Annotated in this window: 13 protein-coding genes; 6 read left to right on the forward strand and 7 right to left on the reverse strand. The window is 69.9% G+C overall.

Going from position 1 to position 11,964, the window contains the following annotated elements:
• The first annotated feature begins 5 nt into the window (after positions 1-5).
• Positions 6-476 carry an SIP domain-containing protein gene (locus tag BN2660_RS11720; protein ID WP_091232026.1) on the forward strand — a complete coding sequence of 157 codons (471 nt, stop codon included), beginning with the start codon at positions 6-8 and terminating at the stop codon, positions 474-476.
• On the opposite strand, the gene BN2660_RS11725 is transcribed toward BN2660_RS11720, so the two are convergent.
• From BN2660_RS11725 to BN2660_RS11740, 4 genes are all read right to left on the reverse strand, one after another.
• Entirely contained in the window at positions 434-913 is a 480-nt protein-coding gene (locus BN2660_RS11725; RefSeq protein ID WP_091232030.1) for a Fe-S oxidoreductase, read from the reverse strand. The two genes, BN2660_RS11720 and BN2660_RS11725, sit on opposite strands and share 43 nt — an antisense overlap.
• On the reverse strand, positions 910-1,713 hold the full coding sequence (locus BN2660_RS11730) for an arginase family protein (RefSeq protein ID WP_091232034.1): 804 nt from the start codon (positions 1,711-1,713) through the stop codon (positions 910-912). The genes BN2660_RS11725 and BN2660_RS11730 overlap by 4 nt, the downstream gene beginning before the upstream one ends.
• Before the next feature lie 66 nt (positions 1,714-1,779).
• On the reverse strand, positions 1,780-2,523 hold the full coding sequence (locus BN2660_RS11735; RefSeq protein WP_091232038.1) for a PspA/IM30 family protein: 744 nt from the start codon (positions 2,521-2,523) through the stop codon (positions 1,780-1,782).
• A 55-nt stretch (positions 2,524-2,578) separates the two neighbouring features.
• Positions 2,579-4,612, reverse strand: coding sequence for a TPM domain-containing protein (locus BN2660_RS11740; RefSeq protein WP_176697173.1), 2,034 nt, complete (start codon positions 4,610-4,612; stop codon positions 2,579-2,581).
• A gap of 120 nt (positions 4,613-4,732) precedes the next feature.
• Between BN2660_RS11740 and BN2660_RS11745 the strand changes: the two genes are divergently transcribed.
• The 5 genes from BN2660_RS11745 (at position 4,733) to BN2660_RS11765 (ending at position 8,803) form a co-directional block, all read left to right on the forward strand.
• The gene (locus BN2660_RS11745) at positions 4,733-5,572 is read left to right on the forward strand and encodes a DUF3097 domain-containing protein (protein ID WP_091232046.1); all 840 of its coding nucleotides are present in this window, start codon (positions 4,733-4,735) and stop codon (positions 5,570-5,572) included.
• A 44-nt stretch (positions 5,573-5,616) separates the two neighbouring features.
• On the forward strand, positions 5,617-6,342 hold the full coding sequence (trmB, locus tag BN2660_RS11750; RefSeq protein WP_091232049.1) for a tRNA (guanosine(46)-N7)-methyltransferase TrmB: 726 nt from the start codon (positions 5,617-5,619) through the stop codon (positions 6,340-6,342).
• Positions 6,339-7,232, forward strand: coding sequence for a CPBP family intramembrane glutamic endopeptidase (locus BN2660_RS11755; RefSeq protein ID WP_091232052.1), 894 nt, complete (start codon positions 6,339-6,341; stop codon positions 7,230-7,232). Before trmB ends, BN2660_RS11755 begins: the two co-directional genes overlap by 4 nt.
• Positions 7,233-7,271: 39 nt before the next feature.
• On the forward strand, positions 7,272-7,664 hold the full coding sequence (locus tag BN2660_RS11760; protein ID WP_091232056.1) for a DUF1304 domain-containing protein: 393 nt from the start codon (positions 7,272-7,274) through the stop codon (positions 7,662-7,664).
• Positions 7,665-7,726: 62 nt separating this feature from the next.
• On the forward strand, positions 7,727-8,803 hold the full coding sequence (locus BN2660_RS11765) for a DNA polymerase IV (RefSeq protein WP_091232058.1): 1,077 nt from the start codon (positions 7,727-7,729) through the stop codon (positions 8,801-8,803).
• A 9-nt stretch (positions 8,804-8,812) separates the two neighbouring features.
• On the opposite strand, the gene BN2660_RS11770 is transcribed toward BN2660_RS11765, so the two are convergent.
• The 3 genes from BN2660_RS11770 to BN2660_RS16795 form a co-directional block, all read right to left on the reverse strand.
• Entirely contained in the window at positions 8,813-9,214 is a 402-nt protein-coding gene (locus BN2660_RS11770; protein WP_091233627.1) for a RidA family protein, read from the reverse strand.
• Between the two features lie 77 nt (positions 9,215-9,291).
• Positions 9,292-11,181, reverse strand: coding sequence for a X2-like carbohydrate binding domain-containing protein (locus BN2660_RS11775; RefSeq protein ID WP_255305183.1), 1,890 nt, complete (start codon positions 11,179-11,181; stop codon positions 9,292-9,294).
• Positions 11,067-11,915: an alpha-amylase family protein gene (locus BN2660_RS16795; RefSeq protein ID WP_255305147.1), complete on the reverse strand. Its 849-nt coding sequence runs from the start codon at positions 11,913-11,915 to the stop codon at positions 11,067-11,069. Before BN2660_RS16795 ends, BN2660_RS11775 begins: the two co-directional genes overlap by 115 nt.
• Positions 11,916-11,964 lie beyond the last annotated feature (49 nt).

Consider the following 11,964-nt stretch of genomic DNA (forward strand, 5'->3'; position numbering starts at 1 on the left):
GCACGATGAGCACCTCCCTCGAAACCCGCAGCACGCGCGCTGAGCGTCGCGCAGCGCGTCGTCGTGCGCACAATCTGGTCACCGCGGACGAGAACTCCCTGGCCGAACTCGAGGCGTTCCTGGCGACGCTTCCGCTGTGCGCCTCCGGTCGTATCTTCATCGAGGTCCCCGAGAAGTCGGACATCGGTGTGATCGATGCTCCCGCGAGGATGACCGTCACGTGGCTCGCTCGCGGGGACCGCTCCGGCGCTCCCGGCACCGGGCGCTCGTGCGCGCCGGGTCAGGCCCTGTCCCGCGCGACCTGCGCCTGGGCCGACGAGATGCTCTGCGACGACGAATTCGAGACGCGGGTCACCCTGCTCGGCGGATTCCTCGGGACCGCAGACATCGTCGAGCACCTCACGGGCAGCCTCGACGTCAGCGCGAGCCGGATCTACGCGCCGGAGCGCTTCGGACTGCTCCCCGCCGACCGCTGACCGTCGGCGCGTCGCACGTAGTTCCCGTCTTCGAGTCCCGCTTCGATCTCGAAGCGGTTGCGCAGAGGGTCGCGTCCGGCGAAGAGATAGAGCACCGGCATCAGGGCGCCGTACCGCAGCCACTGCTCCTTGTGCACGGCTTCGTGCCGCAGCACCGCGTCTGACGGACGACGAGAGCCGGTGAGGAAGCATCCGCCGACGCACACGCCGCCCCTGTTGAAGGTCCAGTTCGGCATTCCCTGGAACACCCAGAGCCCGTTGCGACGCTCGACGGGGCCTGTGCTCCACAGCGAGCCCCAGATCCATCCGACCGCCGTGCCCCACCAATAGCCGGCGCGGCTGACGGGAGACCGCAGCAGGAACGAGGGGATGCGGCGATCGAGTCGTCTTCCGCGGGTGAGCGCCTGCTCCGCCGCGGGACGCCAGTCGTGTGTCATGCGACGGCTCCGACGAGACGGAGCAGCGCACCGAGGTCGTCGACCGCGTCGGCGGGGGTGCGCGGGGCGAACCCGGCGATCGTCGCGCCCGCCAAGGGGACGCGGTGCCGAAGAGCGCGGATGGCCGCGCTGAGGGCGGCAGGCGCGAGGCCGAACGGCGCGGGAGAGGAGACCCCTGTGATGGCGGCCGGATCGAGGACGTCCACGTCGATGTGCACCCACACCCGTGCCGCCCCGGTGGCGGCCACGGCGTCGGCCAGTGCGTCGGGATCGTCGAGGTCCTCCACCGTCAGCCCGCGCAGGTCCTCGGTCGCCGTGACCTCGGCATCGTCGAGGTTCCTCAGACCGACCGTGACGATCCGGTCGCGGGGGATGGCGGGGGAGAGCGCGAGCTGCGGTTCGCCCTCACCCAGTACGGCGCGAAGAGCCATGCCCGAGAAGGCTCCGGAGGGGGACGTCTCGGGAGTGTGCATGTCGCCGTGCGCATCGCACCACACGACAGCGAGGTCGTCGGTGCCGCCGGGGAGGGATGCCAGCGCAGCCACGGTGACGCTGCAGTCGCCGCCGATCACGACCGTGTCGGTCGTCATGCTCTCGGCGACGAGCTCGCGGGTGCGCAGGAGTGCGCTGAGCCGGCGGACACCCGTGCCGAGGGACTCCCCGGCTTCGATCGGCACGTCGAGCACCGATGTCGCGGCGCGCGGGAGATCACCCGCGATCGCCGATGCGCCGTCCATCAGCAGCATCGCCCGGGCGGCGGGGGAGCCCTGCCACTGCGGAACCACGAGGAATCGCACCATGAGTGCCTCCAACTACGAACGAGCGGATGCCCCGGACGAGGTGTGTCCGGGGCATCCGCGGGTGGTTCAGGAGCCTTCGATGGCCTGGCGAGGCGCGGAGCCTCCGGCCTTCAGCTCGGCGAGGCGAGCCTCGACCTCGGTGAGCTCCCCGAGGTCCTCGAGGCTCTCGAACTGCGCGTCGAGGCTGGAGGCCGCGAGCTCCGCCTTGCCCTGTGCGAGGGCCTCCTGGCGGCGGACCTTGTCTTCGAACCGGCCCAGCTCGCTGGTGGGATCGAGCACGTTGATCGACGACACCGCATCCTGCACCTTGGTCTGCGCCTCGGCGACCTTGGCACGGGCGAGGAGCTCGCTGCGCTTGTTCTTCAGCTCGCCCAGCTTGTCTTTCATACCGTTGAGGCCGGTCTTCAGCTTGTCGACGATCTCGGTCTGCGCGGCGATCTGCGGCTCGGCGCCCGTGGCCTCGCGCTCCGCGCTGATCTGACGCTGCAGGGCGATCTTGGCGAGGCTGTCGAACTTGTCGGCGTCAGCCGCGTTGCCGCTGGAGCGCATCTCGTCGGCCTTGCGGCTCGCGGCGAGGGCCTTGTTGCCCCACTCGGTGGCCGCCTGGACGTCCTCTTCGTGGTCGCGCTCGAGCAGGCGCAGGTTGCCGATGGTCTCGGCGATCGCGGACTCGGCGTCGGAGATGCTGTTCGTGTAGTCGCGAACGAGCTGGTCGATCATCTTCTGCGGGTCTTCCGCAGAGTCCAGGAGCGAGTTGATGTTCGCGCGGACGAGGGTCGAGATACGTCCGAAGATGGACTGCTTGGTCATGCGTTGTTCCTTTCAGAGGGTCGTAGTCGAGGTCTGTGAGTGGTCGCGGGGGGAGTCAGAAGCGTCCTCCTCCGGAACGGCCGCTGCGACCGCTGGAGCGGCTGCCGCCGCCGAAACCGGAGCTGCGGAATCCGCCGCCGCCGCTCGAGCGCCAGCTGCTGCTCCGTGACGAGCCTCCGCCGCCTCCACCGCCGGACAGGAGTCCGCCGATGATGCCGCCGAGGATGTCACCGCCCAGGCCCGATCCGCCGGAGCTGCCGCCGAAGATGCCACCGCCGCCCCAGCCGTCGCTCTCGTATCGGCTCGGGCTCATCGCGGTCACGTCGGCCTGCGCCGACGCCGTGGCCTGACGTGCGAGGTCGAGGGCGCGGCCGGCGTCGGTCAATGCGGCGTCGGGGTCGGACGCACGCAGGTCGAGCGCGCGCGTCAGCGTCGCCTCGGCCTGCGACAGTCGCGTGCGTGCGGTCGAGCCGACGGTGCCGCGACGCGTCTCGATGAAGTCTCGGGCAGCCCGGATCTCGGAGCCGGCCTGCGACAGGGTCTGCTCGAGCATCTGCTGGACCCGGCGCGCGCGTTCCACGGCCTGGGTCCCCTGGGCGATGGCTCCGTCGATCTGCGCGTTGGCGGCGGTGAGGGCCTCGAGCACGAGCTGCGGACTCCGCGACGCGCCCGCGAGATGGGCCTGGGCGCGCTGCAGTTGCTGAGTCGTGGCGGCGGCGGCCGTCGCGATCACCCCTCCGACGTCGGGGATCCGCTGTGCCGTGACGAGGTCGGCCTGCAGTTCGGCGACCAGCGACTGCGCCTGCGCCTCGATGGCCGAGAGCTCGCCCCCCAGCGCGCCGATCGCCTGGATGAGCTGGGTCGCCTGCGCCACGGACTGCTCGGCGGTGCGGATCGCGAATGCGGCCTCTCCGGAGCGGCCGGCGGCGAGGGCCTGCGCCGCCGCACCGATCGCGCGATCAGCCAGCGCCGCTCGTTCCTCCGCCTGAGCAGGATTGTCGGCGATCGTACTGAGCGCCGCCGGGTCGTACTCCGCGGAGAGCGCCGCCAGCTGCTGCGGAGCGTCGGTGAGCAAGGGCTCGAGCGCCTGTCGCTCCCTGCGCACCCGCTCGAGCTCCTGCGGAGCGTTCTCCTGCAGCTTGCGCAGGGCGTCGAACGCCTCGGTGTTCTCATCGAGGATGTCGTCGATCTCGTCGCAGAGGCCGATGATCCGGATGTGCCAGGCGCGGCGGTCGAAGACCGTGTCCTCGACTTCGTCGTCGAGCTTCTGCTTGAGGTCGAACGCCTCGGCCATCTTCGCCTCGGCGGCCTCGACGGCGCCGCTGAACTCGGACGTCGCCGCCTCTCCGAACTGGGCGACGGCGAAGCCGAGCTCCTCGCGGCTCGAGGTGATCGCGTCGTCGGCCTGCACGAGAGCGGCACCCGCCCTGGTCTGCACCTGATCGTCGGTAAGGGTGGAGAAGGGGTCGTCGGGGTCGGGGGTCTCCGGCATCGCACCCCGACGTCGGATCTCGGCGGCACGACGCGATCGCCGGACCAGAGCGATCACCAGCCAGAGGATCAGGCCCGCGGCGATGATCCCCGCGACGATGAGCGTCGCCCGGATCGCGCCGGCCCCGCCGTCGCCCTGTATCTCGTCTGCCGCGAGGAGGATCGCGCCGTCCCAGTCGTCCTGCGCCAGGAGCGGCTGGATCTTCTCCTCGACGTCGTCGAGCTTCCCGTCGCTGAGCGGCCCGCCGGCGGCGGCCGAGATGTAGTAGCTGCGCCCTTCGACCGCGATCGCGAGCAGGTACTGCTCGGGACCGAGGTTGTTGTTCTCGGCGACGGTGTCTGCCCATCCGACGTTGTCGGAGGGCGAGGTGAACTCGTCGACGAGAACGACGAAGAGGTCGGCGTTCGAATTCTCGGTGAGGGTCTGGAGCCGCGACTCGACGGCGGCCTTCTCGGAGGAGCTGAGCGCCCCGGCGTCGTCCGTCACATATCCGGCGTCGAGCGTGACCGGGTCGGTCGCCGAGGCCGATGACGCGGACAGCACTCCGACCGCCGCAGCCGCCACGACCGCGGTCAGCGTGAGCCACCGAGTCTTCATCGTGTTACCTCTGACAGACAGCCGCCCCATGGCACGAGTCTATGCACAGAGTCCGACACGCGACAGCTTCAGCGCGCTGATCGCCGTTCGCCCTCAGCGGAGACACATACGCTGGAGGGCATGGACGACAGGTACGGATCGGATGTGCTCGCGGCGGGCTGGCGCGAGCGGGCCGCGAAGCCGGTTCCTCAGGTGCCCGCCGAACTCGACCTCGTCGTCGAGGTCGCCGACGACGGCTTCTGCGGTGCCGTCACCCGGGTGCAGGGCGGTACCGTCGAGCTCGAGGACAGACGCGGACGCAAGCGGCTGTTCCCCCTGGGCGGCGGGTTCCTCATCGACGGATCGCCGGTGCGGCTCTCCGTTCCGGCGGCCAGGACGCAGGGACCGAGGCGCACGGCATCCGGATCGTTCGCCGTGGGCGAGCAGCGGGCGCGGGTCGCGCTACCGAGCCGCATCCTCGTCGAGGGCAAGCACGACGCAGAACTGGTCGAGAAGGTGTGGGGCGCCGACCTCCGCGTCGAAGGAGTGGTGGTCGAGTTCCTCCAGGGCGTCGACCTCCTCGACGAGCTGCTCGCCGCGGAGCCTCCGAGCGCCACTCGTCGCTACGGGGTGCTCGTCGACCACCTGGTCACCGGCTCGAAGGAGACGAGGATCGCCGAAGCCGTCGCCCGCGGACCGCACGGCCGGCACATCCGCATCGTCGGGCACCCGTTCGTGGACGTCTGGCAGTGCGTCACCCCGCGCGCCCTGGGGATCGCGAGATGGCCGGAGATCCCGCGCGGCACCGACTGGAAGACCGGAGTCTGCCGTGCTCTCGGCTGGCCGCACGAGACCCAGGCCGACACGGCCAGGGCCTGGCAGCACATCCTCTCGAAGGTGCACACATACCGTGATCTCGAGCCCGCGCTGCTGGGACGGGTGGAGGAGCTCATCGACTTCGTCACGGCTCCGGCATCCTGACCCCGCCGTCGGCGGCGCGAGAGACCGCCGACTACCCTGGGAACATGCCCGAACCCCGTACCTTCCGTGACGAACCGGTGTCCTTCGTACGCCGCAGCGGCCGGATGTCCGATGCGCAGGAGCGCGCCTTCGACGAGCTCGGCCCGCACTACCTCCTCGACGTTCCCCGTGACGTCGCGTGGACCTCCGTGCACCCCGAGGCGCGGCTCGTCCCGACCGTCGAGTACGGCCGGGAGGCAGACCTGTACGTCGAGATCGGCTCGGGGCAGGGGCATGCGATCGTGGCGGCCGCATCGTCGCGCCCCGACGACGACTTCCTCGCGGTCGAGGTCTTCCGGGCCGGCCTCGCACGGACGATGCTCGACGCCGATCGCGAGGGTGCGCGCAACATGCGGGTCGTGGAGGCGAACGCCCCCGAGGTCCTCTCCTCCTACCTGCCTGAGGAGGCGGCGGCGGAGGTGTGGATCTTCTTCCCCGATCCGTGGCACAAGAAGAAGCACACCAAGCGACGGCTCGTCCGCACCGGCTTCGGCGCATCGGCGGCGCGGGCTCTCCGTGACGGAGGTCTGCTCAGGCTCGCCACCGACTGGGAGGACTACGCGCTGCAGATGCGCGAGGTCCTCGACGAGGATCCGCACTTCGAGCGCGCCTTCGACGGCGAGTGGGCGGAGCGCTTCGACGGACGCGTCATGACCGCCTTCGAGCGCAAGGGGATCGCCAAGGGACGCGACATCCGCGACCTCGTCTACCGGCGGAAGCCCCGCGGATGACCGACCTCGGCCGCGCCACGGGTGTGCGCATCGAGCTCGTGCCCGCGGTGCTGGTGTGTGCGGCGGCCCCGGCGTTCTTCGTGCTCGAGACGGCGTGGCTCGGCTGGCTGCTCCTGGCGCTCGGCGTCGGCTCGGCCTGGGTGGTCGAACGCGGTCGGTCGCCAGGGGTCGTTGGGGCCGCGGGTGGCGACGCTCGACCGGGGACATCGCCGGTCGGGGGCGCCCGCCGCCAGCCCTCGTTGACCCGCGATCTCGCCCTGATCGCCCTGGGCCTGCTGATCGTCAGCATCATCCCTCTGGCTGCCGAGCTCGACAACCTGGCGATGCTGCGCTTCACCCTCGCGCTCGGCGGAGCGGTGGCGGTGCCCTACCTCGTGTCGCGGTTCGCCTTCAAGGACCGCGCGATCAGCTTCCCGTGGCGGGCACATCGGCGTTGGGGGAGGCTCCAGTGGGGCTGGCTCGCGGCCGTCCTCCTGCTCGGATGGCTGATCCTGCCGTTCTACTTCATCACCAGCGGCGTGTACCAGAACTGGCCGGTGGTCGACACGCCCGATCTCATCGCGCGGCTCTTCGTGGGTGTCGGCGCGGTCGGAATCTGGGATGAGCTCTTCTTCATCTGCACGGTGTTCGCACTGCTCCGCCGGCACTTCCCGGATGCCGTGGCCAACCTGCTCCAGGCTGTCGTGTTCGTGTCCTTCCTCTGGGAGCTCGGCTACCGCGAGTGGGGCCCGCTGCTGACGATCCCGTTCGCGCTCCTGCAGGGATTCATCTTCCTGCGCACGCACTCCCTCGCCTATGTCGTCACGGTGCATCTGCTGTTCGACGCGGTCGTCTTCGGCGTGCTGGTGCACGCTCACAACCCCGGACTGCTGCCGATCTTCCTCGTCTGAGCTCCCGGTCGTGGCGCGGCCGGTCGGTACGATCGACACATGCTCATCGTCGGACTCGTCCTCGCAGCGGCCGCCGCCGCCTTCCACGTCTTCATCTTCGCGCTGGAGTCGCTCAAGTGGACGGAGCCGGAGACGAGGAAGATCTTCGGCGTCGCCAGCGAGGCGGATGCCGTGACCATGAAGCAGCTCGCGTTCAACCAGGGCTTCTACAACCTCTTCCTCGCGCTGACCGCCCTCCTCGGTGTCGGATTCGTCATCATCGGCCTGCAGACCGTCGGCCTCACCCTCGTCTTCGCGGGAACCGGGATGATGCTGGCGGCGGCTCTCGTGCTCGTCCTGTCGGACCGCACGAAGGCCCGAGCAGCCCTGATGCAGGGCACGCTCCCGCTTCTCGCCGTCATCGCGACCGCGATCGGCGTCGCGGTCGCCTGACTCCCGGGCGCATCGCCCGCAAGGGGATGACACCGGGCGGTGGCTCCCGGCAGACTCGGTGCATGGCCGACTGGGTGCTGCACGTGGACATGGACCAGTTCATCGCCGCCGTGGAGGTCCTGCGACGGCCCGAGCTGGCCGGCCTGCCCGTGATCGTCGGCGGTCGGGGTGACCCCACCGAGCGTGCGGTCGTCTCGACGGCGTCGTACGAGGCGCGGGTCTTCGGCATCGGATCGGGGATGCCGCTCAAGATCGCGGCACGCAAGGCGCCGGAGGACGCCGTCTTCCTGCCGGTCGATCACGCCGCGTACGAGGAGGCATCGGACCGCGTCATGTCGGCCCTGCGCGCGCTGCCGGGCATCGTGCTGGAGGTCATCGGCTGGGACGAGTGCTTCCTCGGCGTGACCACGGACGACCCCGAGGAGGTCGCGCGGTCCGCACAGGCCGCCGTGCTCGCGGCCACCGGGCTCCACTGCTCCGTCGGCGTCGGCGACAACAAGGTGCGGGCCAAGATCGCGACCGAGTTCGGCAAGCCGCGCGGCGTGTTCCGGCTCACCCGCGACAACTGGTTCGCGGTCATGGGGGAGAAGTCGACCCGTGACCTGTGGGGAATCGGCCCCAAGGTGCAGAAACGACTCGCCTCCCAGGGGATCACGTCCGTCCGCGAGCTGGCCGATGCCGACGAGACGCGGCTGGTGGCGGAGTTCGGACCGAAGATGGGCGTCTGGTATCGGGAGCTCGGCTCCGGGGTCGGGCCGGCGGTGGTCGACGATTCACCGTGGGTGGCGCGGAGCCACAGCCGCGAGACCACCTACCAGCAGAACCTCACGACCGTGGAGCAGGTGGAGCGGGCGCTCGTCGAGCTCGCCGGCCAGGCGTTCGACGACTGCGCCGCCGAGGGCCGCCCGGTGGTGCGCGTGCACCTCAAGGTGCGCTACGCGCCGTTCGAGACGAAGACCTTCGGTCGCAAGCTCGACGCTCCGACGACCAGCAGGGGCGATGTGGTCGCGGCGGCCGTCGCCCTCGGCGCGACGCTCGACCGGGAGCGCGAGGTCAGACTGCTCGGTGTGCGGGCCGAGATGGCCATGCCGGAGGGCGGCGACCCGGTCGAGCGCACTCCCGTACGCGGACGGATCTGACGCCGGACATCACTCCCGGATGACGGCGGCGATCGCACTGACCTCGATGACCGCGCCCGGCACCGCGAGACCAGCGACCAGAGCCGCCGTCACCAGCGGCGGTGCGCCGTCACGCGCCAGCAGCGAGGCCACGGCTCCGTAGGCGGCACCGAGGTCGGCGTCCTGGTGGATGAAGAGCGTCCAGCTGATGACGTCGTCGAGGCCGACACCGACGGATTCGAGCGCGATGCGGGCGTTCTCCACCGCGCGCACGGCCTGCTCTCCGGCATCGGTCGACACGACGGCTCCGGTGTCGTCGACGCCGTTCTGGCCGCCGACGTAGACGGTGGTGGCGCCGGGAGGGACGACGGCCACATGACTGAACGCGGGGCTGACGACGAGCCCCGCCGGTTGCGCGAGTGTGATGTCCATGACGCCGAGTATGCGCCCGGCCGCCGACACGGGCCAGGGGGTGCGGGGCGGACCGCTCGGATCCGCCCCGCACCCTCTCAGCCCGCCTTCTTGACCGTGTACTGGAACACGTCGGTGCGCAGCACGTCGCCAGACGCCTTCACGATCTCGATCGTGTGCTCCTTGTCCTTGAGGCCTGAGATAGAGAAGAGCACCTCGTTCGAGACGCGGGATCCGTGGTTCGTGTCCACGGTCTCGACCTTCTTGCCGTCGATGAAGACATCGACGGTGCCCTGGTCCGGTCCCTTCGGCGCGATCCACGACACGGCGGTCCCGCGGAACGTCAACGACACCGAGTCGCCGTCGGCCGTCACGGCGTGGACGTCGCCCAGGTGATCGCCGACGAAACCGAACTCCAGCGTCGCGTCGCCGACCGCCAGGGTCGCGAGGTACCCCGAGGACAGGGTCACCGTGCTGCCGGAGACGGTGTAGTCCGTGTCGCGCACCAGGGTCTCGCCTGCCACGCTGATCGACGTGAACTGGCTCGGGTCACGGAGCACGTCGACCGCGATGTCCGCAGGAGCCGCCTTGTTGAACGCTCCGGACGTGCTGCTCAGCAGGCTGTCCAGTGTGACCACCAGCTTGTCGAGCAGCATGAACGATCCCGACTTCTTCACCACGCGCAGGGTGTGGCTGCCGGAGGGGAGGTCCGACACGTCGTACACGACCTGCTGCGAGATGCGACCGTCGGCCGGCGCGAGGTATGTGCTCACCGTGTCGACGAGCTGTCCGTCGAGATAGATCTCCACATCGCCCTGCGACTCGTGCTTCTCGGTGACGTACTGGATGCCGGTTCCCTGGAAGGTGTACTCGAAGGCCGCGCCGTTCGCCTCGGCGTAGTGCACGTCGTCTGCGTGATCGCCGAGCCCGCGGTTGTTGCTGTCACCCCATGAGCCGCTGTAGGCGATCCGCGGGTCGTCGTCGTTCAGGGTCACCTGCAGCCCCGTCGCGGGCGGCGCCGGAGTGCCCCCACCCGGCGTGTCCGTGACCGCGACGGTGAACGGCTGCGACGTCGCGGCGACCTCGTAGCCGGAGTTGCGAACCCACTCTCCGTCGTACGCCACCCGGAGGGCGTCGTCATTGACCGTGATCACGGACTGCTTCTCGGGCGTGACCTTGAGGAGCCGGACGCCGTGGATCGGCACGCTCTCGGCGGTGAAGCCGCCGTCGGCGCTCCCGAGGTTCTTGCCGGCCCAGAGGTCGCGGACCTTCGCCGAGCCGTCGAGTCCGATGTCCGACCAGTTCACGGTGATGTCCGCATCCGCGCGACCGAGGTTGTAGAGCGCCACCGTGTAGGTGCCGTCGGGGTTGAGCGCGTACCAGACCTGGTGCTTGGTGGCCGTCGAGACGGGTCGCGCCGGCACACCTGCCTGGTTGACCGCGATGACCTCCTCGTTCGTCACGAGCTCGAGCCCGTACTCGTCGAGGTCCGTGAGGTCGTTGCCCAGGTAGAAGGGGGCGGCCGCGGTGGCCCAGAGCGTGGCGGCGGTGCGGCGCTCATCCTTCGTCAGGCCGTCCATCCGGCCGTTCCCGACGTTGAGGGAGTCGAGGTCGTTCCAGCCGGCGGGTCCTGCGTGGCGCCACCAGTCGGCGAGCCGCGGGAACAGTCGGGCGACGTTCTCCCAGGTGGTCAGGGCCTCGTCACCGCAATAGCACTCGACGTCCCAGTCGATCCGCCACCCGTCGGCGTGCTGCTTCCAGTAGTCGGCGTACTCGATGTCCACCGCCCACGAGAGCTCGAACCAGATGTCGTTGCGCTCGAGCGCCTGCGACCACGCGGCGACCTCTTCGCGAGCATCCATCGACAGATCGCTCACTCCGGATCCGGGGGTGACGCTGTCGAACTTGATGAAGTCCACACCCCACTCGCCGAGCAGGTCGGCGATCGAGTCGATGTACTTCGTGGTGCAGGGGTTGTCGAAGTCCAGGCGGTAGCCGAACCCCCAGTAGTCGCCCTGCTGGAGAGGCTGCTCGAGCGGTTCTCGGTCGTGCACCCGGGAGCGCCGTAGACGGGGAGAGCCTTCTGCGCGGTCTCCAGGCTCATGCCGGGGATGAGGTAGAGGCCGACCTTCTGGCCGTTGTCGTGGATGTGGTCGATCACGGCGTCGAGGCCGTCGGGATACAGCGTCGCGCTCGGGATCGGGCGACCGTACTCGTCCTGACCGCCGTTCCACCCCGCGTCGATGTTGATGTACTCGTACCCGTACTCCTGCAGCGTGTCGTGCATGGCGTCGGACTGGGCGATGATCTGGTCGGCCGTGATCCACTGGCCGCCCTCGTAGACCTGCATGCTGTAGCTGCTCCACCCCATGTACGGCTTCGTGGAGAGCTCGGAGATGCCGTCTTCGCCGTTCCGTGGCGGTGCGGCATCGCGTGCGGCATCGTCGGGCTCGGTCTGCGGCGTCGGCGCCGTGGGCGTCTCGGGTGCAGGGGTCTCGGGCGCAGGGGTCTCAGCGGGGGGCGGCGCAGGCTCCTCGACCTCCTCGCTGCCGGGAGACACCTCCTCCGGTGGCGTCGAGGGCTCCGGTGCGGGCGCCTCGGTCGGCGCGGGCGCGGGCGTCGTCGCCCAGGCGGCGCCCGGTGCGAGTGTCAGCGCGAGCGCGGTGGCGGCGAGGGCCGCCGTGATCCGTGCGGCGCGCCGTCTGGGACGGTGAGTGCTCATCATGTTCCTCTCGTTCGACTGCTCTGTCGGGGATGGGATGGGATGGGAT

The sequence above is a fragment of the Microbacterium sp. 3J1 genome, assembly GCF_001049495.1.
In the GTDB taxonomy this organism is placed as follows: Bacteria; Actinomycetota; Actinomycetes; order Actinomycetales; family Microbacteriaceae; genus Microbacterium.